We start from the raw sequence: 21,430 nt of genomic DNA on the forward strand, positions 1-21,430 counted from the left end.
GGCAAACCCTTGGTGCTCGTCCACGGCTCTGCCACTGACATGACCACGTGGGACGGCGTCATCGACAACCTGGCCTCCGACCATCGCGTCACCGTCTACGATCGCCGCGGATACGGACAGTCCGAGCACAGGCCCGTCCGTGATCACCGTATCCATGCTCGTGAGATCTCTGCGCCGTCCTCGAACAAGCCGTGGGAGAGCCGGCGAAGGTGCTCGGATGGAGTTCCGGCGGAAACATTGCGCTGGCATCCGCCACCGCTCGCCCGGATCTGTTCTCCGAGCTGGTCGTCGTCGAAGCCCCATTTCACGGACTGCGGCATGCCGACCGGGCGGTGCTCGCGACCGCAGTTCGCCTGAAACTGCTTCAATTGCGCGGTCACCCGCAGGAGGCGACGGAGATGTTCTTCCGGTTCGCCACCGCCCTACAGTCCGGTGGCAACAGCTACGACCTCGCCGACGACAGCCTCCGGAACGACATTCTCCGCAACGCCACACCGGTTCTGGCCGAATGGGACCCGCACCCTTTCGGAGTCATGGCCGAGCACATCTCGGTTCGCGCCGTGGTGAACCTGCCGATGCCGATCACGTGGGACCCCTAGGTGTTCGGCCTGCTGCGATTCCTCGGAGGTCTCGGTCTCGGTGGTGTCGTCCCCACCGTCATCGCACTGACCGTCGAGTACTCACCGCCGTCGCGCCGGCAGTTCAACAACGCACTCATGTACAGCGGCTACTCCGTCGGGGGCATGCTCTCCGCCCTCGCAGCGCTGGCTCTGCTCCCGGAGAACAGTTTCCGAATCATGTACGCCCTCGGCCTGTTGCCGTTGGTCACCATCGTGCCCCTGGCATGGCGGTACCTCCCCGAATCCGCGGCATTCCTCGTCGGCAAGGGCCGAATCGTCGAAGCGCGGGCGCTCGCCGACAAGTTCGGGATCGACCTCCCTGCACCGTCGGCCACCACGCCGAACGGAAGCATGGCATCGCTGGTGACCGGGCCTCGCCGGATCCCCCTGCTCCTTCTCGTCGTCGCCTCGTTCTGCGGCCTGCTTCTGGTCTACGGGGTCAACACCTGGTTGCCGAACATCATGCGCCAGTCGGGCTACTCGCTGGGTAGCTCGCTGAGTTTCCTTCTGGTGCTCAACCTCGGAGCCATCGTCGGCGCACTCGCTGCCTCGAGAGCCGCTGACCGATTCGGCAGCAAACCGGTGACCGTCACGTCATTCCTGCTCGCCATGGTAGCCATCCTCGCGCTGGGAACAGGACTGCCGGTGTCTGCAGCCATGGCCGTGGTCGCCGTCGCCGGGCTCGGCACCGTCGGCACCCAGATCCTCGTCAATGGCTACGTCGCCACCTATTTCGCGGAGAACGAGCGGACTGCCGCCCTGGGACTTTCACTCGGACTCGGCCGGGTCGGCGCCATCGTCGGGCCGATCCTCGGCGGTTGGATCGCCTCCTCCGCGCTCGGCGTCGAGTGGAACTTCTACGCCTTCGCGGCCTTCGCCGCACTCGGCTGCCTCGCTGTTGCGCTCGTCAGCCGTCCGGCTACCGGGACACGCCTGTCGAGTGCTGCTGAATTCGATGCACGGCCTGCGGCGTCGGCGACACCGGAACGACTCTGATTCAACCCACCCCTATAGGAGAGACCATGTCCACAACCTTCGTACTCGTCCACGGCGCCTGTCACGGCGGCTGGACCTGGCGGCCGGTCGCCGAATACCTTCGCGCTCAGGGACATCGCGTGTACATGCCGACCCTCCCCGGACTCGGCACCGAGGACCAACGGGCCGACATCCACCTCACCGACACGGTCGATTACCTGGTCGACTACGTCGAGCAGCGGGACCTCACGGATATCGTCCTCGTCGGACACAGCTGGGGTGGCTTCCCCGTCTCCGGCGCCTCCATCCGACTCGCGACCCGCATCTCGCGGCTCGTCTACTGGAGTGCGTTCGTACCGCACAGCGGTGAGTCGTTGATCGATCTGTGCCCGCCCGCCTACGGCGACATGTTCCGGGCCTCCGCGGCAGCCTCAGACGACAACTCGGTGATGTTCCCGTTCGAAGTGTTCTGCGCGGCGTTCATGCAAGACGCATCCCCCGAGACTCAGCGCGTTCTCTACCCGCTGCTCGAGCGTCAGCCCTTCCACACCATGAACGAATCACTCGACCTCGACGAGTGGGAACGACTGCAACTGCCCGCCACCTATCTGCTCTCCAAGGAGGATCTTGCCTTGCCTCCAGGAGAATTCGGCTGGGCACCACGGTTCCCGGAAAGATTGCCCGCCGGCTCTCCCCTGATCTACACCCCCGGTAGCCACGAGTCACAGTTGACCCAGCCAGAAGCTCTCGCCGCCACACTTGTCGAGGCGGTAACCGGGTAATCGACAAACTAGGCGACCTGTGAATCGTCTCTCCGTGGGGGCCACCGTTCCTATAGCCGCAAGGGGTCTGAACTCCGTGCCGGCGCCGCATCATCACCGTGCCAGAGATGCCGGCGACGACGGAGTCCGTGCGCAGTTGCGGTTCGGTGATCGAGGCGGGCCGGTCGATACAATCGTCCTGACAACTTTGTCAATGGGCCGCCGCGGTGTCCGCCGAGTCGAGGGCATATGCCGCGATCTCGAGGAGGGCGTTCTTGACCGACGCACGATTTCGTGCGTCGGCAAGGATGATCGGGACGTCGGCGGCAATCGCTAAGGCGGCCCGTATGTCGTCAAGGGGGTACCTCGGTGCATTGTCGAACTCGTTGACGGCCACCAGAAAGGGAAGACCGCGGGATTCGAAGAAGTCGAGGGCCGCGAAGCTGTCGTCTAGACGGCGGGTGTCGATCAGAACTATCGTACCGATGGCCCCGCGCACGAGATCGTCCCACATGAACCAGAACCGGTGCTGTCCCGGTGTGCCGAAGAGATAGAGGATCAGATCGTCTGCCAGCGTGAGTCGCCCGAAGTCCATCGCGACGGTGGTGGTCGCCTTCTGCGGGGTTGCCGTGACGCTATCGACCTCGGTACTCGTGTCGGTGACCATCGCCTCGGTCCGCAACGGAACAATCTCGGACACCGCCCCGACCATGGTCGTCTTCCCGACACCGAAGCCTCCGGCGATGACGATCTTGGCGGAGGTGACCCGGTCGGGCAAAGGATTTGGCGACCCTCGAGTGCCGGCCGGAGGTGTTGCTGACGGAATCATGAGCGAACTGCCGAACGAGGCATGGCGTCGATTTCGGACCCCACGCGCTCGACCAGAACCGCCATTTCGTACCCGACCTGTCTGATGTCGCACTCGGCCGTGGTCAGGGCAGCAAGCTGGGAACCGTCCCCGACGCTCATCAACAACAGATAGCCGTGGTGCATCTCCACCACCGACTGCAGGACGCCGCCGCCGTCGAACAGCGACGACACACCGGCAGAGAGACTGGCCAGACCTGAAGTCACTGCCGCGAGTTGTTCGGCTCGGTCGAGCGGAAGGTGCGCGCTCGCGGCCATCAGGAGACCGTCAGCCGAGACCAGCGCGGCGTGCGTCACCCCGGGGACGTCGCGGGCGAAGTTGGACACCAACCAGTTGAGAGTGCCGCCACTTGTCACGAAGGTTCCTCCTGTTGCCATGGGTCTACTGGTCCGGGATTGCGCGGTGTGTCCATCCGGCCGGCGCGGACACCGCTCTGATGTCGTGTGAGATTTGCGCGGACCGCCTCGGGGGTGCGGGTGTGTCTGGACATGCGGTCCGTCCCGTCGACACCGCCGGGGACGAGGCGTTGCCCGGGAATCCGTTGCGGCAGGCCGTTCAGGGTTGTCCGCTCGGGCGTGTGCTGCGCGGCTCGGCGCGCTGCCGACCAACCGGTATCCGCTCGCGTCACCCACTCCTGCGGAACGTCGTTGTCGACCGTGGTGGGGTCGGTCAACCACAGCGGAGCGATACTGGCGAAGATCGGGGTCCGTTCAGTCTCGTCGGCAACGACCCGCGGCTCGAAGAATGACGCTGTCCGTGAGGCTCCCAAACGATGTCGCGGCCCGGGTCCTGAAGCACCGTCACTGTTGGTCTGAGGTGCTACGGATCGGGGTCGAGCGGCGGTGGCGATCCCAGTTGCTCCCGGTCGGCGCTGGGGCAGAGCGCCGACTGAGGGTCCGCTGGCACCAACGCCTTCGGGAGATACCGGTACTTGGCCTGGGTGTTGCCTCTGGATGGGAACCACCCCCTTCTTTGGAATTCGCGCGATGGAACCCTGTGCGGTGAGAGCGGCATATTTCCCAGCAGTCTGGGGTCTGCCGCCGGGGCTGGCCCGGACAACCTCGGGTTCAGAGGTGAGCACATCACCGGAGATGTGGACCGACACGGTAATTCCCGCGTTGCGCGCCAGGTCGAGCGTCGGCCGGAAGGTGATGGTGATGGTGTGCCGTTTGCTGAGTTCGCTGACGACGAACAGACCCATGTGGCGCGCGGTGTCTGGGGTGACCTCGGGTGTCGAGGCGACTCGGTCGTTGAGTTCGTGGAGGTCGGCCGGTGCCATTCCGATTCCTCGGTCTGCGATCTCGATGACCACGCCGCCGTCGATGGTGCGCGCGCAGGTGGTCGTCACTGCGCTGTCGGGCGGGGAGAAGTGCAGGGAGTTGTCTAGCAGTTCGGCCAGGACATGCACGAGATCCCTTCCCGCGGTGCCGGTCAATGTCACCGGCGGCATCGCGCCGACCTGGACGCGCTGATAGTCCTCGACCTCGGAAATAGCCGCGCGCATGGCGTCGCCGAGCAGGATGGGCGCCGGGCGGCCGCGGCGATTGTCATTGCCCGCCAGGATCAGCAGGTTGTCGCCGTTTCGGCACATCCGGGTGGCGAGGTGGTCGAGTCGGAAGAGGTTGTCGAGGCGCTTGGGGTCGCGTTCTTCGAACTCGAGTTGTTCGATCATCTCCAGTTGCAGATCGATCAGTGATCTGCTGCGCCGGGCGAGGGTTTCGAAGACGTTGTTCATCTGCAGCCTCAGCTGTGCCTGCTCGCCGGCGAGCAGCAGGGCCTGGCTGTGAATGTCATCGACGGCACGGGCAAGTTGGCCGATCTCTTCGTGGGTGTGCACGTCGATGGGGTCGAATTCGAGGGTGGAGGCGTCCGCACCGGACTTGAGTCGTCCGACCGCGTCCGGCAGGTCTGCGTGAGCCACTCGGAGAGCGCCACGCCGCAGTCTCCGTAAGGGCTGCAGCAGGGATCGTGCCACCACCACGGCGAGCAGAATCGCCGCGAGCAGCAACGCCGTGACAACCCCGGTGTCTCGCCAAGCCTGGGTCCGCAACGCCGCCGACTTGGCTACCACTGCATCCTTCAGATCGGCGGACGCCGTGGCGATTGCGTTGGAATAGTCGTCGGCGCTCGCGATCAGCGAGTTCTTCAGATCGGCCAGTGCCCGGTCGGCGCTCTCGCGGTGAGCGACCTCCGGCAGCAATGCGGTGCGGTCATTCACACCGTTTCGGAGCGTCGTCATGGTTGGGTCTCCGGGCGGGTACCGTTGTGCGACCTGGTCGAGCAGTGCGGACTCGGTTCGGAGGTTGGCCAGAAGGTTGACGGACTCAGCTTCGAGATTCGCACCGGATTCGCCGGTGAGAATTGCCGTCGAGGCGACAACTGACAGGCCTTGGGCCGAGACCAACTTCTGGGCCGCCCATAAACCCTCGAGGCGCACGGTCTCGACGACCACCTCGGGGTCGGCGATCGGCGCTGTGATCGCGCCCACCGCGCTCGACAGGGCAGATCTGATGGATGCGAGTTGCGCGGTGAGTGCCTCTGTTGATGTCGGTCCCCGCTTGGCCTGTGCGCTCAAGGCACGCGCACCGGAGAGGGCGGTCGCAACGTCGGATGCTGCGCCCTCGTCGACTGTATTTGCGGTATTCGCGTTCTCCACGTCCACAATTGAGGCGTCGAGGTTGTCGATCATCGATGTCGAAATGGTGCGTAGCGCCAACGTTCCCATCACAACGGCCGCGTGCCCGTCAAGCTCGACGAGAAGCGGGAGGATCTGCGCCCTTTCGGAGACCGTGGTGAAGTCCGCTGCCGCCGTGAGGCTTTGTTGTACGCGAAGAAAGCCGAGTCCTGCCGCGACCGTGAGGGGAACGGTCAGTACGACCGCCATCTTCCAGCGCAGCGGCCAGCCTGCAACACCCCGCGCCGACCATATCCCGCGGGGTCGCCGGAAACCGACAGCGGCGGGTGTGCGACTCATCGGGCGCCTCTCGGATCGGGTGGGCTCGGACAGCGAAAGAACGCCGATGAGCGCCGAGGTGCGAACCAACTGCGTCCGAACTGGCCTCGCCGCCACGACGGGCCGCATGGTGGTGGGCAGGCGCGAGGCCGACCGCGGATCGGCCTCCTGAGCGGGTCGCTACATCGCTGTTCGAGAAGATTCGTAGCACCGAGCTCAGGCGGTGGAGCGCAGAGGGCTGCTCGTGGGTTCGCGGTGCCATTTGCCACCCGCGCCCAGGGCACTGAGGTAGTCATCATCTGTTACCTGCACCATTGAGGTGTCGGTCATCCCACATCTACCGGGTGGAGGGCATCCGGGGTCCGGCGTGCTGCGTGCTGACGGCCTAGCGGCCGGTGCCCACCGTCGCGCCGCTCCGGTCGCCACGCTTCGACGAGTACAGCGCTCAGCCTGCGCTTGTGCGCCCTGATCATGCTCGGATCCTGCGGCTTCGGTGCCAGCGCTGCCTGCAACAAGACAATGAATCGATCCCGGGTGACGCCGTGGTTGACCATCAATTCACCCGGACCGGATCCGCCGAAGGGCGCCCACCGTATCGCGAAGTCGACTATCCAGCAGTCATCCGAGGTCAGGACTTGCAGCCGTTTGAGGTGCTCACTGTCCATGCGGCACTGTTGCACCCAGTTCGGTTGCTGGACTTGCTCTATCGGCTCTGACGACGACGCGCTTTGCGCCACGGGTAGATTCATCAGCTGACCTGCTTGCTACTCGGTCGAATAATGTGTGCGTCGCACGTAGTGGCCGAATCGCCTGACTCGGCAGAAAGATCACACCTCGCACCGCGGGTGGGCTCACGGCGGGGCGAGATCCTGCGAGGTATCTGCAAATTTACGCGCATATGATCTGCGCCACTATCCAGTGTGCGTCACACGCTGTACGTATTGCGACAGCGCTGGTTTCGGAGCGAAGTGTGTCATGTGCGATGAGTTCGGTGAATACGTGCGAGCGAATGCCTCGCCGATGTTCGGCGGCTCCCGACGGAACACTCCGCTTGACAGATGTCAGGCTGAGCGCAGGGTTTGGGACGGGCTCACACCGTAGATTCGCCGATACTCCTGGGAGAATCGGCCGTAGTGGTAGAAGCCCCAGCGACTGGCAATGCCGGACACGGTGTCGGTTTCCGCGTCGGCCGCCATGAGGTCCTCGTGGGCTCGCTTCATCCGGGCGTTCCGGATGAACTCGATCGGGGTGGTGTCCAGGTACTCGCGAAAACCGCGCTGCAGTGCGCGGACGCCCACACCTACTTCTCGGGCAATCAGTTCAGGAGACAACGGCATCGCCGCGTGTGCGGTGATGTACTCGACGGCTTCGTTGATCGGAGCCGGGGCGGTACGCATCGCCGGCCTGGTGAGCTCCTCGGCGTACTGGTGTTCGGTGAGATTGAGCAATCCCACCGCGATCGAATAGGTCAAAGGTGCCGCGAGAAGGGGATTCGCCATGAACGTCCCTTCGATTTGGCTGCGGTAGGTATCGAGCACGAGGCGGCGCCAGGCACGCCCGTTGACGGTGGTGAGATCCAGCCCGCCGTGGAGTTGAACCGGTCGCGAGACGGGCCGATCGAGCAGATCCTGGATCGCGGTATGCATGGTGGAGCGATCGAGTTTCATCGCGAAGACGTGCAATTGGCTGCTTCGCGGGGTGAGGATGCGAGCGTCGGAGCCCGTGGAGTAAACGACAGCGTTGCCCTGCTCGACTGCGGTCTGCTCGCCCCCCGATTCCGAGAGCAGCCGACCCGACATCGGGATGTTCACGTGATAGCCGTCGATGGCCGGGCAGTAGAGGTCCGTGTTGTTGTTGTAGCGCAGCTGCCCGGAGACCATGGATCCCGCAACCACCGCCTTCAGGTCGGCGTGAAATCCGGAGCCGGCACCGACCTGTGTGAGTTCGTGGGGATGAAAGACCTCGCCGACACCGGCGACGGCTTCTTCGACGTCTTCGCTGTGCAGATTGATCGAGGTACACGGAGGGGCGCCGCGTCCCGATGCGGACGACGCGGTCTTCTCCGGCCCCATCCAGTGGTCAGCCACGTAAGTCTGTTCACCTTTCCGGCACTGCGGCGCGCACTCGCCGAGTGCGCAGAGTATGACTCACATCACATTTTATGCCAAATGGGCATCGCGTTAGAAAAGTGGCCGCTCGGCCGTGCACCTAGGGCACTCGCGCGCGGACGCGCCCGAGGCCGTCGCACCGGGGCCGATCTCAGCGCTTCAACGTCTCCGACGGGGTGCTGCCGTACCGGTCGCGGTACGCCGCGGCGAACCGGCCTGTGTGGGTGATCCCGCACCGAAAGGCGATGTCTGCGACGGTGGCCGGCGGACCGGCCGATACGAGTTCGGCGTGTGCGCGCTCCAGACGGACTTCGAACAAGTATTCGAATGGTGTCTGATTCATGCACTCCCGGAAGCCTTGCTGCAGTCGGCGCACACTGACTCCCGCCAGTTCCGCCATCTCCCCGGGTGTCCAGGCGCGGGCCGGATCGGCATGTATCGCGTCGATGACCCTCTTGACGATGCGGGGGCGCGCGCCGCGATGACTGTCCTCTTCGTCTGGCGTGGCCGCGAGGACAAATGCAGTGGTGAGGGTGCCCGCGAGCTGGGTCAGCACGAGGCTGTCGCGCCAGAGGCCGGCGTCGTCAGCGACCTGGTGGAAGACGGTTTGGACGAACTTGAGCCAGCTCGCCCCCCGACCGCTGCGGAGATCGATCTGCATCGGCAGTTTTCCCGGACGACCCAGCACGCGGTCCATTTCATGCTGCAGATAGCTCTTCTCGACCTTGAACCCGATGAGGCGGCATGAGGGACCCCAGTGCGGGATGACGGTTCGGGTGTCCGGCGGACAGATGGTCGCCTGGCCAGGCAGCGACAGGACCGCGGTCTTGCCGACTACCGACTCGAACCGTCCCGAGACCGGAATGTTGACGCCATAGGCTCCGGGGTGGTCGGTCGCGACGGACACCTCGGCGCCGAGCCGCATGCTGGTGATCCGGCACGATCCGATCGTCGCCGACTTCAGGGCCGATCGAGACGCAGCTCCGGTCGTCAGCGGCCTCATCTCGTGCGGAAAATACGCTGCGGCGACGGCCTCGTGCACTTCGTGCCAGTCGGTGAATCGGGTAGTGCTGTGTGTGCCCATCGGGGTTTACAAACCTCTCACTGTCTTGCGCCTGTCGCCCGAAGAACCCTCCCGGGCGGGCCCAGATCGTCAACGCCATTGTGAGCGCCATCACTAGATATTTGTCAAGGAAGAACGGCGCATCGGGGACCCCGAAAATGGATCCAAGGGACTTCGAGCCGCCTGGAGTTGACGCAGACGACCCGAACACCACTGCACTGCTGGATCTTTCGAGACCTGACGCCCGTGCGATCCGGCACAGAAGCGGTGTGTCGAAAAGCGGATAGGACGCGACGCGTCGTGGATAGCTATGAGCTCGGCCACACCATAGCTTTGTTTGTGAGATCGCACTCCGACCGCATGTCCACGGCAAGCGGTTGCGATCCGACAGACCAACCGTGTCTTCATCGACCGATGATCGCCCGCTTCCCCGCCCCATGGAGGCTGTTATGTCCCCCGAGAACCCTTATCCGAACACCACCCTCAAACTGGTGGTGGACGAAGTCCGCAAGGAATGCGACGACGTGCTCACGCTGAGCTTGATCGACGGCACCGGAAGTACCCTCCCGACCTGGGAGGCCGGCGCACACATCGATCTGCACCTGGCGAACGGCATGGTGCGGCAGTACTCGCTGCACAGCACGCCCGGCGACAGTTCCCGCTACGAGGTCGCCGTCCTTCGAGATCCCAACAGCCGCGGAGGGTCACAGCACATCCACGACGAGGTGAAGAAGGGCTCCACACTCACAGCCTCTCTGCCGCGCAACAACTTCCCACTCAAGCCGGCAGAAGAGTATCTCTTCGTCGCCGGAGGGATCGGCATCACGCCCCTGCTGCCGATGATGCAGGCCGCCGCCGACAACGACATCGCCTACCGCATGGTGTACGCCGGACGCTCACGCCCGAAGATGGCGTTCTTCGAACAGCTTTCCGACGACAGCCGCGTGCAGATGTGCGTCTCTGACGAGGGAACACGGCTGGACCTCGACACGCTGATCGACGACGATCTCGGCCCGAACGTGCACATCTACAGCTGCGGCCCCGAACGGCTCCTCGACGCACTCGCCGCGCGGTGTTCCCAGCTCGAGATGTCCGCGCGGCTGCACGTCGAGCACTTCTCCGGCACCGTCGTCGAGCTCGATCCGAACGTGGAGACCGCTTTCGAAGTGGAGCTGTCCCGATCCGGGAAGACCCTCACCGTCGGTCCGGACCAGACAATTCTGGACGCCCTGCTCGCGTGCGGGATCAAGGCCGCGAACAGTTGCGGCGAGGGAGTGTGCGGCTCCTGCGAGACAACCGTGCTCGAGGGCGAGGTCGATCACCGCGACGCGGTGCTCGACGACGACGAGAAGGCGGAGAACGAGGTGATGATGATCTGCTGCTCGCGGGCACGCTCACCGCGGATCGTCCTCGACATGTAGCCATCCGACCCATTGTTCGACATCGTGCGGCGTTCAGCCCGATCTGCCGCTACCCAACGTCCAGGAGGATCAAGATGACCGAAACCACTCCGGCACCGAATGCCGAAGACATCGTCGCGGGCAAGTGCCCGGTCAGCCACTTCGCCGCCGAGTTCAACCCGTTCGACGAGCAGTACCAGCAGGACCCGTACCCCGTCTTCAAGTCCGTCCGCGAACAGGAGCCGGTCTTCTACAGCCCCGAGATCGACTACTGGATCGTCAGTCGCTACGAGGACATCATCGAAATCTTCAAGGACACCGAGTCCTACAGTGCGAGCGAGGCCGGCGTGATGATCACCCCGCCGTGCCCGGCGGCGATGGATGTGCTGGCCGAGGCCAACTTCGTGCCCTCGACCATGCTCGTCGACGAGGACGCACCGCTGCATCCCAAGCGGCGCAGGGTCTTCCGCAAAGGCCTCAACGACAACAAGGTGGCCGAACTCGAGCCTTACACCCGCCGGTTCGTCTCCCAGTGCCTGGACGCGATCGTCAAGAACGGCCGGGCCGACATGGTCGGCGACATGACCTTCTCGGTACCGGCGCTGACGGCGTTCATCCTGATGGGTGTGCCGGAGGCCGAGGTCGAGCGCGTCCGCGGGTATGCGGCCCGGTTCGCGCTGTGGCTGTGGGGTCGACCCACCGATGAGCAGCAGGTTGCCCTTGCCGGCGACTACGCCGCGTACCTTCAGTACGCGCGTGAACACGTCGACAAGCTGGCCGAGGAACCGGGCGAGGACTACATGTCCAATATCATCAAGGCCTGGCAGAAGGACGGCAACGACGAGGTGTGGGACAAGACCTACCTCGCGTCGATCATGCAGAGCCACCTGTACGCCTCGCACGAGACGACCACCAATGCCGCGGCGAGCGGATTCAAGTCACTGCTCGAGAACCGCGATCAATGGGACGCGATTTGCGCGGACCCGACGCTGATCCCCGGCGCGGTCCACGAGATCCTGCGCTACCAGTCGTCCGTGCCGACTTGGCGGCGGATCACGACGCGGCCGGTCCGGCTCGGCGGTTATGACCTGCCGGCCGGGTCACGGGTGATGATGCTGACCGGATCCGCCAACCACGACGACGCGAAGTTCGAGGACGGGGAGTCCTTCGACATCACCCGTGAGAACGCCGATGAGCACCTGGCTTTCGGCTGGGGTGTGCACCTGTGCCTCGGCCAGGGCCTGGCCCGCATGGAGATGCGGGTGATGCTGGAGGAGACCACCAATCGTCTCCCGCACCTGCGCCTGGTGCAGGACCAGGAATGGACGTACTCACCGAACACCTCCTTCCGCGGTCCCGACCATGTCCGCGTCGAGTGGGACGCGAGCCAGAACCCGCTCCCCGCGGACCGCCCGTAGTTTCCCACTACGCCCACCCCGGGGCCAGTCCCGATATCCGAACCAGCATGTGACACGACGGCAGGTGGCGCCGTGTGGGTCGTACCCACACCCCACGGCGCCACCGCCGCCATCACCGACCCACTGTCAGTGAGAACCGGAATGACTGCTCACACGAGCGCCTCAACGGCCTTGGACACACCGAGCTACACGGCAACACAGCTCGTTCGAGAGCGCACCCTCCGCGCAATCCGCGCAAATCCATCATCGGCGCGCATCTCGGAACTTGCCCGAGCAGCCGCCGCCGCCTTTGTCGACGTTCTCCGTCGACATGACGTGACCGATGCCGAATTCCACGCCCTCAAGTCCTGGCTGATCTCGTTGGGCGACAACGGAGAGTGGCCGCTGCTCCTGGACCTGTTTGCCGAGCGCACCATCACAGAACGCGCGAACCCAGACGGCGCGACCCCGAGCAGCACCGAAGGGCCCTACTACATTCCCGGGCAACCACAGCTGACGTCGCCGTGCGTGCTGCCGATGCGCGCGGACGAGCCGGGGACGTCGTTGATACTCACCGGACGAGTGACTGCCACAGACGGCTCCCCCATCGCCTACGCGAACCTCGACATATGGCAGACCGATGACAGCGGCCACTACTCAGGCTTCACGCCCGGGATCCCGGCAGACAACCTCCGCGGTGTCGTGACAACAGACGACCACGGGCGCTTCGAAATCGAAACCATCCTGCCCAAGCCCTACCGCATACCGGCGGACGGAGCGGTCGGCACCCTGTTCACGAAGGCGAAATGGAACCCCTGGCGACCGTCGACCGTACATGCCACCGTCACCAAGCTCGGGTACTTCCCCGTGACCACACAACTCTACTTCGACACTGGCGCGACCTCCGATGCGGTCAGCGACAGGATCGACCCCGAACTCGTCCTCGACCTCACGACCGGGCCCGAGGGCACCGTCCGCGCCACCTACTGCTTCGTCCTCGGCGCGGTCGAACCATGACCCGCACCAACGCATCCCCCGGAAGGACCCACCGATGCACACACTGATGGTTCTCTATGGCGAGCCCACCGATCCGGAGAAGTTCCGGGAGTACTACCAGCACACCCATCTGCCGATCGCCCGGAAACTTCCCGGCGTGCGTGCGACCCGCCACAGCATCAACCTTGCTGCGGCGGAAGGCGAGTCACCATTCATTGCCGTCTTCGAGGCGGACTTCGACTCCGCCGAAGCCATGGCAGCTGCGCTGTCCGCCCCCGAGGGAGCGGCGGCGGTGGCCGACGTACCCAACTTCGCGACCGGTGGTGTGCAGATCGTGCACTTCGCCGCGACGCTCGGCTGAATCGACCCGGGCCACAGAGCTCGGATTCCCGTCGGTGGGTTGCTCTGATTCCTTCGCGTTCTCGACCCATGAACCGGCCAGCCCACGAGACTCGGCTCGATGGGCCCCCACGACCGGCCACCCATGCGAAGCGTGCGCACCGCACGAACCCAGTGCGGCGTCGGTCGCACCTCACACGATGCCCGGTGACAGTGCCCGCACTCCGCGGTCGCCGCAGTCGTCACCCCACCATCGACGCCGGATCTCCGGCATACAGCGATTTCCCCAACCCCAAGGAGGCCGGGAATGCCGGCAAGAAGGACCTTCGCACTCTCCAGTGTGGCAGTGATAGGCGCAGTACTGTTCCTCTTCCCACTCGTGACGGGAATGCTCAGCAAGGCGCAGAGCGTGGACACCCTGACCGGTGATCTTCGTGGCAGCTTCGAACCGGACGCACTGATCCAGACGCGAACGGATATGAACACCGTGCAGGCGATGGCCGACCAACTGCAGGCGGAAACCCTTCCCGCACTCCCGAACGCGCTCGGGATGCCGCCAGAGCAGTTTCAGGGCTTCATGAGCGAGAATTTTCCTGATGTGGCGAGCGGGATCGTACAACTCGACACCATTCTCCCGAAGTTCCAGGGCCTGGTGACCGGGCTCGAGACCCAAGCCCCGAACTTCCGCAGCGCGGATCAGATCCCGACCAACTTCCTGCCGAGCACCACCGTGCCCTATCTCTTCCTGGTCCCCGGTGCAGTCCTGTTCGTCCTTGCCGGCGGCGCACTGGTCCTCAGACGGAACCCCGCGCGGAGCGGACTCTCCCGAGTCGCCCTGCTGGTCACCGTCGCCACCGGAGTGGTCTTCGTCATCGCACCACTGATCCTGTCGGTGCCGGCGAAAACCCAGGCCGTCGATGACCTCACTGCGGCCTTTGGCCCGATCTTCACCGACGAAGGTGTTGCCGCGGTGCGCTCGGACATGGACGTCATCCAAAAGATGTCCGACCAACTTCAGGCCGAGACCGCCCCCGCGCTCGCCGAAGCACTGAAGATGGACCCCACCCAGTTTCAGAGTTTTATGGGCCAGAATTTCCCCGCTGTTGCCGCCGGCATGGGCCAGCTCAACGAGATCCTCCCGCGGTTCCAGGCCCTGGTGGCAGGAATGGAACAGAACGTCGACAACTTTCAGGCGGCGGCCAGTATCCCCACCGCGACACAACCCACGACAACGCTCACCTGGTGGCTCGTCGTTCCCGGGGTTGCGCTGATCGTGCTCGGCGGTCTCGGAATTCCCGCGACGCGGAACGCCGAAAGCCGCACCACGCCCCGCGAACGGACCCTGCAAGGCGTCTGATCAGCCGAATCCTCCACCCAGTAAGACTCCCACCGAATCATGTTGGCGTCACCGCACCATCGCCGACCGGTTTGCCGCGACACCTCTTCGCGTTCGCCGGGGCAAGCGAAGCCCTGAGGTTTCTCGGACCGGGTGCAGGTGGCCGTTCGGTGGGGTACGGAGAGGTGCCGTGTCCATGGTCGGGTGGACACGGCACCACCGACGGAAACAGACCCAACAGGTCTACAGCACAAGACAATTCGAAGGAGCGCTCGTTTCATGACTGACAAGTTGAAGTTCTTTTCACCGGAGTGGTGTGATGCCGCCCGCGATGCTGTCAACGCGAACGAGGCGGTCTACCGCGGGTTCAAGGACCCGTCGTCGTTCACCAACAGGATGGAACTCGCGGTCACCGGCCGCGAGGACCTGACCGTTCACCTCGAATGGAACCAGGGTGAGGTCATTTCGTGGACTCCCCGCAAGTTCGACGAAGACGATCTGTGGATCGTCCTCAACGGTGGGCTCGAAGCGTGGCAGCGCGCCGCCGACGGTGACGAGGAAGCTGGAAAACTCCTGATGGCAGGCGAACTCAAGTTTGCCAAGGGCCCGATGACCGCCGCGATTGAGAACGCCCGAGCTCTCAACAACTTCCTGCTGTCCTGGGGTCGGGTACCGACCGAGTGGGCAGTCTGACACCACACCTTGAGCCCGCGCAGGTCGACGGCACTCCATCGGCCTGCGCGGGCACCCTATCGTTAGCAGCGCCTTGGAAGGCCCACGATGACAACGGTTCACTCCACCACGTACACCCTGTCCCTCTACGACGGTGACGACGCGAACGGCGTCGCGAGCATCCTGTCGACCCTGTTGGAACAAAATCTTCAGAATCATCCCGAACGAGTCGACCTGGCCCGCACATTCGGCCGGCCGGTCGCGGTGTTCAGCACGGACACCAACGCCGCCGCGACCATCATCTTTCGAGACAATCACGCCACCGTCTGCAACGACATCGTGAACAACCCCGCCGTCGTCGTATGGGCGACCGTGGGACAGATCCTCGACGTCTCCCAACTGGAAATGAAGGCAGGCGGGCTACTGCCTGTCGGCTTCTTCACCCGGCGTGGACTAGGCGTTCTTCGCGACATCGTGACCCACAAGCTGGTCGTGAAGGGCCTGCTGACCCATCCGGTGACAGCACTGCGCATGATCGTCATGCTGTCCGTCGCGAGCTGATCGATCACCCTTCCATCCGAAGGAAGGATGCTGATGCCCATCTTCTCGCACCGCTCGGTCGCGTTCGACCGCCGCGGCGCCCCCTCCCCTCACCTCCCTATCCCCCAGACCGGTGGGCAATGAGTCTTCTGCCGCGCCCTGACTTCGAGGCGCTCAACTCCCAGATCCGCTACCTCATGTTCTCGGTGTTCCAGGTGGAACCCGGTGTACTCGGGGACGACCGGGAAACTGTGATCAAGGAGGCGCGGATCTTCTTCGAAGGTCAGGCCGACAAGGGTGTCGTGGTGCGCGGGCTCTACGACGTGGCCGGCCTGCGTGCCGACGCCGACTTCATGATCTGGACGCACTCGGCGAGCATCGAAGCCCTTCAGGCCACCTACGCCGACTTCCGCCGCACCACCGCACTGGGCCGCGCGAGCAAGCCCGTGTGGAGCAACGTCGCGTGCCACCGTCCCGCCGAGTTCAACAAGAGCCACATTCCGGCGTTCCTGGCCGGTGAGGATCCGGGCAACTACATCTGCGTGTACCCGTTCGTCCGCTCCTACCAGTGGTACCTGCTGCCCGACGAGGAGCGGCGCAAGATGCTCGCCGACCACGGTATGGCGGCTCGCACGTACAAGGACGTCCGCGCCAACACCGTGCCCTCGTTCGCGCTCGGCGACTACGAGTGGATTCTCGCGTTCGAGGCGCCCGAGCTGTACCGCATCGTCGACCTCATGCGCGACCTGCGCGCCACAGAGGCCCGCCTGCACGTCCGCGAGGAGGTGCCGTTCTTCACCGGCCCGCGGGTGGAGGTGGACACGCTGATCACCGCTCTTCCGTGAGGGCGAAGGTACGGTGTTCGCTCGGTTCGAACTTCGGTCCACCTGGTCTTTCGCGACGCGTAGGCTCATCGGAGGGAGAGTCGAGACACCACCGGCTCGGGTGTCCGTCGCCGCACAGCGGCGGGTGATGAGCGGGCTGGGCAAGGATCGTGGCGGCGCAGGATGGACCGGATGCGCGAGGTTCCTCGCCCGATGAGGGCGTGGTATCCATGACGAACGAGGACGGCCCCGGGCCTGGTCGCGGACTTGTTCCTGTGCTCAAGGCTGAACTCGAAGCCGAGGGTTTCGCGAAGGTCAGCGAGATCGGGCACGGAGGTTTCGGTGTAGTCTTCCGGTGCCGAGAGCCGTCCTTGGACCGGACAGTGGCTGTCAAGGTGCTGAACTCGACCTTCGATGAGGACGGTTACGCCCGGTTCCTCCGCGAGCAACGTGCCATGGGGCAACTCTCGGGCCATCCGAACATCGTCAATGTGTTGCGCATCGGGGCTACCACGAGTGGTCGGCAGTTCCTCGTCATGCAGTACCACGCGCGCGGCTCCCTGGATGCGGTGCTTCGGAGCCGTGGCCCGCTCGAGTGGAGCGCCGCTGTCCGAATCGGGGTGAAGCTCGCCGGCGCCCTCGAAACCGCGCACCGTGCGGGGATCCTTCATCGTGATGTCAAACCGGCCAACGTTCTCCTGACCAGTTACGGCGAGCCGCAGCTGTCGGACTTCGGGATCGCGCGGATCGCAGGCGGATTCGAGACCGACACCGGAACCATCACCGGGTCGCCGGCCTTCACGGCACCGGAGGTCCTGTCCGGTGATCCCCCCACCATTGCCTCCGACGTCTACGGGCTCGGAGCTACGTTGTTCTGTCTGCTCACGGGGCACGCTGCCTTCGAACGCCGCTCCGGTGAGCAGATCGTCGCTCAGTTCTTGCGGATCGCCGCGGAGTCGGCCCCGCGGTTGCCCTCAGCCGGTATCCCCGCTGATGTCCGTGCCGCGGTCGAATCCGCCATGTCCCGCGATCCCGGCCGGCGACCGGCTACTGCAGCGGAGTTGGGACATCAGCTACGCGCGATCGAACGCAGCCACGGCTTGGCCGAGGACGAGATGGCTCTGCCGCAGGACTCGCACCCGGAAGCCCCGGCTTCTCCCCCACGAAGCGACACCGGAACGGTCGACTACGCTCCGACGGAACTCGGTCAGCGCTCTGAAATGGATGAACCGTCGCGGCAGCCGCCCAGTGCTTCCACCAAGTATCGGCCACCGACTCCGTCCCGTGCCCTCGTGGAGCGCGGCCGGCTCGCCGAGAGTCTTCACGAAGCCGCCCGCCGTCGGCTGATCTTGATTCACGCCCCCGCTGGTTTCGGCAAGAGCACCCTCGCAGCGCAGTGGCGGCACATCCTGGCCGACGACGGTGTCGCGGTGGCCTGGCTGAGTGTTGACGCCGACGATAACAACGTCGTGTGGTTCCTGTCCCACCTCATCGAGTCGATTCGTGTCGTCCGACCCGATCTGGCCGAGGAACTCGGCCAGATCCTCGAAGATCATGGCGACGAGGCCGACCGGTTCGTCCTGACTGCCCTGATCAACGAGATCCATACCAGCAGGGATCCCATGACCGTCGTGATCGATGACTGGCATCTGGTCAGTGATCTCGCCACGATCGCTGCGATGAGCTTTCTCCTCGACCACGGTTGCCATCACCTCCAAGTGCTGGTCACCAGCCGCAGCCAGTCGGGCCTTCCACTCGGCCGGATGCGGGTGCGAGACGAGCTGGTCGAGATCGACTCCACCGCGCTCCGGTTCGACGAGGAGGAATCGCGGCGATTCCTGGTCGACGTCGGCGGACTGGCCCTCGATCGGCACGCGATCAGCGCTCTGCAGGACTCCACCGAGGGCTGGGTCGCCGCCCTGCAACTGGCCACCCTGTCGTTGCGGGGACGTGACGATCCGGCAGAGTTCATCGCCCATCTCTCCGGCCGTCACCGAGGGATCGCAGGCTATCGCCGAGAACGTCCTGAACGCTCTCGAGCCCGAGATCCTCGACTTCATGCTGGCCAGCTCGGTCACCGAACGCCTGTGTGCTGACCTCGCCGAAACCCTGGGCGGCGTCGCCGACGGCCAGGGCCTGCTCGAGCAGATCGAGGAACGCGATTTGTTCCTGCGAGCCCTCGACGACGACCGCGAGTGGTTCCGGTACCACCATCTCTTCGCGGACTTTCTCCGTCGCCGACTACAGCGCGACCAGCCGGCCAGAATCGCCGAACTTCATCGCACCGCGTCACGCTGGTTCGCGAAGCACGAGCTCCTCAGTGAGGCCGTCGACCAGTCGCTTGCTGCGGGAGAACCGGACCACGCGGCCGAACTCGTCGACTCTCGCGGGTTCGCCTTGATCGAACGCTCCCAGATGGCGACGGTTCTCGGGTTGATCGGCAAACTGCCCCCCGATCAGATCGAGCGCCGCCCGCATCTGCAGATCGCCGCGGCCTGGGCGCACATCCTGCTCCACCATCGTCCAGCCATCGTCGACAGCGCCCTCGACTCCGTTCAGGTGGGGCTGGCGGCTCTACCCGAGTCGGGGAATGCAACCGCGGCCCTGCGTGCCGAAGCGTCACTTGTCCGGGCAGCTGCGGACCTGTTCCGGGACCGGATCGATGATCTCACCGAGTTGATTTCGGACTGCCTGGCACGAGAGAAGACTCTCCGCCCTTTCGCGTTGGCGGGCTCGGCCAACGTAGCCTCCTATGAGGCCATTCATCGCTTCGACTTCGAGGCCGCCAAGCGCTGGCAAGACTGGGCCGCCCCCTTCCATGCGCGCACGTCCGGCCCATTCAGTGTGATCTACGGATACTGCTTGTCTGGGCTGGCCGAGAGCGAACTGCTGAATGTGCAGGAGGCCGAACACTATTACCGCAAAGCCTACGATCTCGCCAGACGGTCGGGGGGCCACCGTTCCTACACAACCCGGCTCGCCGGGACGATGCTCGGCGAATCGCTCTACGAGCAAGGCCTTCTCGACGACGCCGAACGCCTTCTCGACGAATGCTCCGAACTCGGATCCGAGGGCGGGGTCGTAGATTTCATGCTTGTCACGTTCGGCACCGGATCCCGGATCAAGGCCCTGCGCGGCGATCTCGCGGCGGCAGAACATCGGTTGGACGAGGGGACCCAGATCGCCACGGCGCTGTCGCTGCCGCGGCTGGCGGCACGGATCGAAAACGAACGCACCCGGTGGCGGATCGCCCCAGGCCAGTATCCGCCCGCGATGACCATGGCCAGTGCCCTCCCCGATACCGCGGCGCCGACATCGCATCCCGTCAACGGTGTCACCGAGGTGACCGCGGAGCTCAACGAAGACTCTGCCATTCGCCGGCTCCTGGCAAGCGGAGATCCCGGCCACGCCACGCAGGCGCACAGGCGGGCCGAGAAGCTCGTGACCAAGGCCACCGCGTTGCACCGCCCACGGGCCACACTCCGCGCGAGCCTGCTGCACGTCGTCACCACCCGCCGCGTGCAGGGAGAACACGATGCCCTGACCGCCCTGGTTCCCCTCGTCGCACAGTGTTCCCGCCTCGGGTTGATACGGCCGCTGTGCGACGAGGGGCCAGCTCTGACCCAGCTCGTCGCCACACTGGCAGAACTGCACGAGAGCCAGGAATGGGATGCCGGCTGGCCCGTGGTTCCTGAACCGTTCCTTAGTGCGGTCCTGGCCTCCAGCGAGACGACCTCACCCCCACCGCACGCACCCGACTAAAGCCACCGGCGGCCGGGGCACCCGAGGGGACTACGAGGGCGGCGCATCATGGCCCGCCGGCCATTGCCCATGTCCGGACCGATGTTCGTTACGCCGAGCGGATCACTCTTTCGCTGAGTGGATCGACGGCTTGTGACCCCCGCCATAGCGTGAGACCCGTACTCACCAGGCAGGCCAAACAGGTCGAACGAGAGCGAAGGTGGCCACCGATGGACGCACGCAAACTACGGGACATTTTCGGACAGTTCGCAAGTGGTGTCACGGTCATCACGTGCCGGAACACCGACGGGACACCCCACGGCGCCACGGTGACGGCGTTCACCGCGGTCTCCCTCGAGCCCGCACTGTGCCAGGTGACACTCACCCGCAAGTCGAAGGCATGCCAGTACCTGAGCGACGCCCCCTTCGCCGTGAACATCCTCGGCGCCGAGCAGACCGATACAGCCATGCACTTCGCCGGTCGCTCGCAGGTACCCGGCCCGGTATGGGCCGATGGCCCCACCGCGCCCCTGTTGTGCGGATCGGCGGCGACGCTGTCCTGCACGCCGTGGGCCGAATACGACGGTGGCGATCACATCATCTTCATCGGTGAGATCGTCGATGTCACTGTCACGGAGAGTGCGCCGCTGTTGTTCTACCGCAGCAAGTTCCACCACATCGGCACAGAGCCGTCCGCCACCGCCTGGAACGGCAGCATGGACGACCCACACAGCGGATGGTTCGACGCGACGACCTCCTTCACTCCACTGCACGCCAGGTCCCCCCTGTCCATCCCCTGAACCCACAATCACCAACCGCACTTCGAAGGGATTACCG

At 64.8% G+C, this 21,430-nt stretch carries 17 protein-coding genes and 1 pseudogene; 13 read left to right on the forward strand and 5 right to left on the reverse strand.

The genetic code is table 11. The features are described 5' to 3' along the window. Window positions 1-191: 191 nt before the first annotated feature. From OYT95_RS39410 to OYT95_RS39420, 3 genes are read left to right on the forward strand one after another with little or no spacing between them, the layout of a single operon-like run. Window positions 192-599: a hypothetical protein gene (locus tag OYT95_RS39410; protein WP_268792996.1), complete on the forward strand. Its 408-nt coding sequence runs from the start codon at window positions 192-194 to the stop codon at window positions 597-599. Beyond that, window positions 600-1,616 (forward strand): MFS transporter, encoded by a 1,017-nt coding sequence (locus tag OYT95_RS39415; protein WP_268792997.1) that lies wholly within the window; start codon window positions 600-602, stop codon window positions 1,614-1,616. A 26-nt stretch (window positions 1,617-1,642) separates the two neighbouring features. Further along, on the forward strand, window positions 1,643-2,377 hold the full coding sequence (locus OYT95_RS39420) for an alpha/beta fold hydrolase (protein ID WP_268792998.1): 735 nt from the start codon (window positions 1,643-1,645) through the stop codon (window positions 2,375-2,377). A gap of 190 nt (window positions 2,378-2,567) precedes the next feature. Here OYT95_RS39420 and OYT95_RS39425 read toward each other — a convergent pair whose 3' ends face one another. From OYT95_RS39425 to OYT95_RS39445, 5 genes are all read right to left on the reverse strand, one after another. Further along, on the reverse strand, window positions 2,568-3,185 hold the full coding sequence (locus OYT95_RS39425) for a GTP-binding protein (RefSeq protein ID WP_442972599.1): 618 nt from the start codon (window positions 3,183-3,185) through the stop codon (window positions 2,568-2,570). Next, the gene (locus tag OYT95_RS39430; RefSeq protein ID WP_268793000.1) at window positions 3,182-3,580 is read right to left on the reverse strand and encodes a roadblock/LC7 domain-containing protein; all 399 of its coding nucleotides are present in this window, start codon (window positions 3,578-3,580) and stop codon (window positions 3,182-3,184) included. The genes OYT95_RS39425 and OYT95_RS39430 overlap by 4 nt, the downstream gene beginning before the upstream one ends. Continuing rightward, window positions 3,577-6,198: a sensor histidine kinase gene (locus OYT95_RS39435; protein WP_268793001.1), complete on the reverse strand. Its 2,622-nt coding sequence runs from the start codon at window positions 6,196-6,198 to the stop codon at window positions 3,577-3,579. Before OYT95_RS39435 ends, OYT95_RS39430 begins: the two co-directional genes overlap by 4 nt. Window positions 6,199-7,238: 1,040 nt before the next feature. Next, the gene (locus tag OYT95_RS39440; RefSeq protein WP_268793002.1) at window positions 7,239-8,264 is read right to left on the reverse strand and encodes an AraC family transcriptional regulator; all 1,026 of its coding nucleotides are present in this window, start codon (window positions 8,262-8,264) and stop codon (window positions 7,239-7,241) included. A gap of 172 nt (window positions 8,265-8,436) precedes the next feature. Beyond that, window positions 8,437-9,369 (reverse strand): AraC family transcriptional regulator, encoded by a 933-nt coding sequence (locus OYT95_RS39445; RefSeq protein ID WP_268793003.1) that lies wholly within the window; start codon window positions 9,367-9,369, stop codon window positions 8,437-8,439. A gap of 428 nt (window positions 9,370-9,797) precedes the next feature. Here OYT95_RS39445 and OYT95_RS39450 point away from each other — a divergent pair, with 428 nt between their 5' ends. The 10 genes and pseudogenes from OYT95_RS39450 to OYT95_RS39495 all read left to right on the forward strand — a co-directional run bounded on the left by OYT95_RS39450 (window position 9,798) and on the right by OYT95_RS39495 (window position 21,393). Then, window positions 9,798-10,769 (forward strand): PDR/VanB family oxidoreductase, encoded by a 972-nt coding sequence (locus tag OYT95_RS39450; RefSeq protein ID WP_268793004.1) that lies wholly within the window; start codon window positions 9,798-9,800, stop codon window positions 10,767-10,769. A 74-nt stretch (window positions 10,770-10,843) separates the two neighbouring features. Then, window positions 10,844-12,166 carry a cytochrome P450 gene (locus OYT95_RS39455; RefSeq protein WP_268793005.1) on the forward strand — a complete coding sequence of 441 codons (1,323 nt, stop codon included), beginning with the start codon at window positions 10,844-10,846 and terminating at the stop codon, window positions 12,164-12,166. A 141-nt stretch (window positions 12,167-12,307) separates the two neighbouring features. Next, entirely contained in the window at window positions 12,308-13,162 is an 855-nt protein-coding gene (locus tag OYT95_RS39460; protein WP_268793006.1) for a dioxygenase family protein, read from the forward strand. A gap of 34 nt (window positions 13,163-13,196) precedes the next feature. Beyond that, window positions 13,197-13,502: an EthD family reductase gene (locus OYT95_RS39465; protein ID WP_268793007.1), complete on the forward strand. Its 306-nt coding sequence runs from the start codon at window positions 13,197-13,199 to the stop codon at window positions 13,500-13,502. Between the two features lie 324 nt (window positions 13,503-13,826). Next, a complete protein-coding gene (locus OYT95_RS39470; RefSeq protein ID WP_268793008.1) occupies window positions 13,827-14,837 on the forward strand; it encodes a hypothetical protein in 1,011 nt (336 codons plus the stop codon). A 258-nt stretch (window positions 14,838-15,095) separates the two neighbouring features. Then, window positions 15,096-15,509: an SCP2 sterol-binding domain-containing protein gene (locus tag OYT95_RS39475; RefSeq protein WP_268793009.1), complete on the forward strand. Its 414-nt coding sequence runs from the start codon at window positions 15,096-15,098 to the stop codon at window positions 15,507-15,509. 87 nt (window positions 15,510-15,596) lie between these two features. After that, a complete protein-coding gene (locus OYT95_RS39480; RefSeq protein ID WP_268793010.1) occupies window positions 15,597-16,049 on the forward strand; it encodes a hypothetical protein in 453 nt (150 codons plus the stop codon). 128 nt (window positions 16,050-16,177) lie between these two features. Further along, window positions 16,178-16,873: a hydrogen peroxide-dependent heme synthase gene (gene hemQ, locus OYT95_RS39485; protein ID WP_268793273.1), complete on the forward strand. Its 696-nt coding sequence runs from the start codon at window positions 16,178-16,180 to the stop codon at window positions 16,871-16,873. A 209-nt stretch (window positions 16,874-17,082) separates the two neighbouring features. Next, window positions 17,083-20,614 (forward strand): annotated as a pseudogene (locus OYT95_RS39490) (protein kinase domain-containing protein). 209 nt (window positions 20,615-20,823) lie between these two features. Next, window positions 20,824-21,393 (forward strand): flavin reductase family protein, encoded by a 570-nt coding sequence (locus OYT95_RS39495; RefSeq protein WP_268793011.1) that lies wholly within the window; start codon window positions 20,824-20,826, stop codon window positions 21,391-21,393. Window positions 21,394-21,430 lie beyond the last annotated feature (37 nt).

The sequence above is a fragment of the Rhodococcus sp. JS3073 genome, assembly GCF_026810085.1.
In the GTDB taxonomy this organism is placed as follows: domain Bacteria; phylum Actinomycetota; class Actinomycetes; order Mycobacteriales; family Mycobacteriaceae; genus Rhodococcus_F; species Rhodococcus_F wratislaviensis.

What these genes read in the sequence shown, in the direction of transcription:
- OYT95_RS39420 (WP_268792998.1), top strand. Translation starts at nt 1,643, where the DNA reads ATGTCCACAACCTTCGTACTCGTCCACGGCGCCTGTCACGGCGGCTGG.
- OYT95_RS39425 (WP_442972599.1), bottom strand. Translation starts at nt 3,185, where the DNA reads ATGATTCCGTCAGCAACACCTCCGGCCGGCACTCGAGGGTCGCCAAAT.
- OYT95_RS39435 (WP_268793001.1), bottom strand. Translation starts at nt 6,198, where the DNA reads ATGAGTCGCACACCCGCCGCTGTCGGTTTCCGGCGACCCCGCGGGATA.
- OYT95_RS39445 (WP_268793003.1), bottom strand. Translation starts at nt 9,369, where the DNA reads ATGGGCACACACAGCACTACCCGATTCACCGACTGGCACGAAGTGCAC.
- OYT95_RS39450 (WP_268793004.1), top strand. Translation starts at nt 9,798, where the DNA reads ATGTCCCCCGAGAACCCTTATCCGAACACCACCCTCAAACTGGTGGTG.
- OYT95_RS39455 (WP_268793005.1), top strand. Translation starts at nt 10,844, where the DNA reads ATGACCGAAACCACTCCGGCACCGAATGCCGAAGACATCGTCGCGGGC.
- OYT95_RS39460 (WP_268793006.1), top strand. Translation starts at nt 12,308, where the DNA reads ATGACTGCTCACACGAGCGCCTCAACGGCCTTGGACACACCGAGCTAC.
- OYT95_RS39465 (WP_268793007.1), top strand. Translation starts at nt 13,197, where the DNA reads ATGCACACACTGATGGTTCTCTATGGCGAGCCCACCGATCCGGAGAAG.
- OYT95_RS39475 (WP_268793009.1), top strand. Translation starts at nt 15,096, where the DNA reads ATGACTGACAAGTTGAAGTTCTTTTCACCGGAGTGGTGTGATGCCGCC.
- OYT95_RS39480 (WP_268793010.1), top strand. Translation starts at nt 15,597, where the DNA reads ATGACAACGGTTCACTCCACCACGTACACCCTGTCCCTCTACGACGGT.
- OYT95_RS39495 (WP_268793011.1), top strand. Translation starts at nt 20,824, where the DNA reads ATGGACGCACGCAAACTACGGGACATTTTCGGACAGTTCGCAAGTGGT.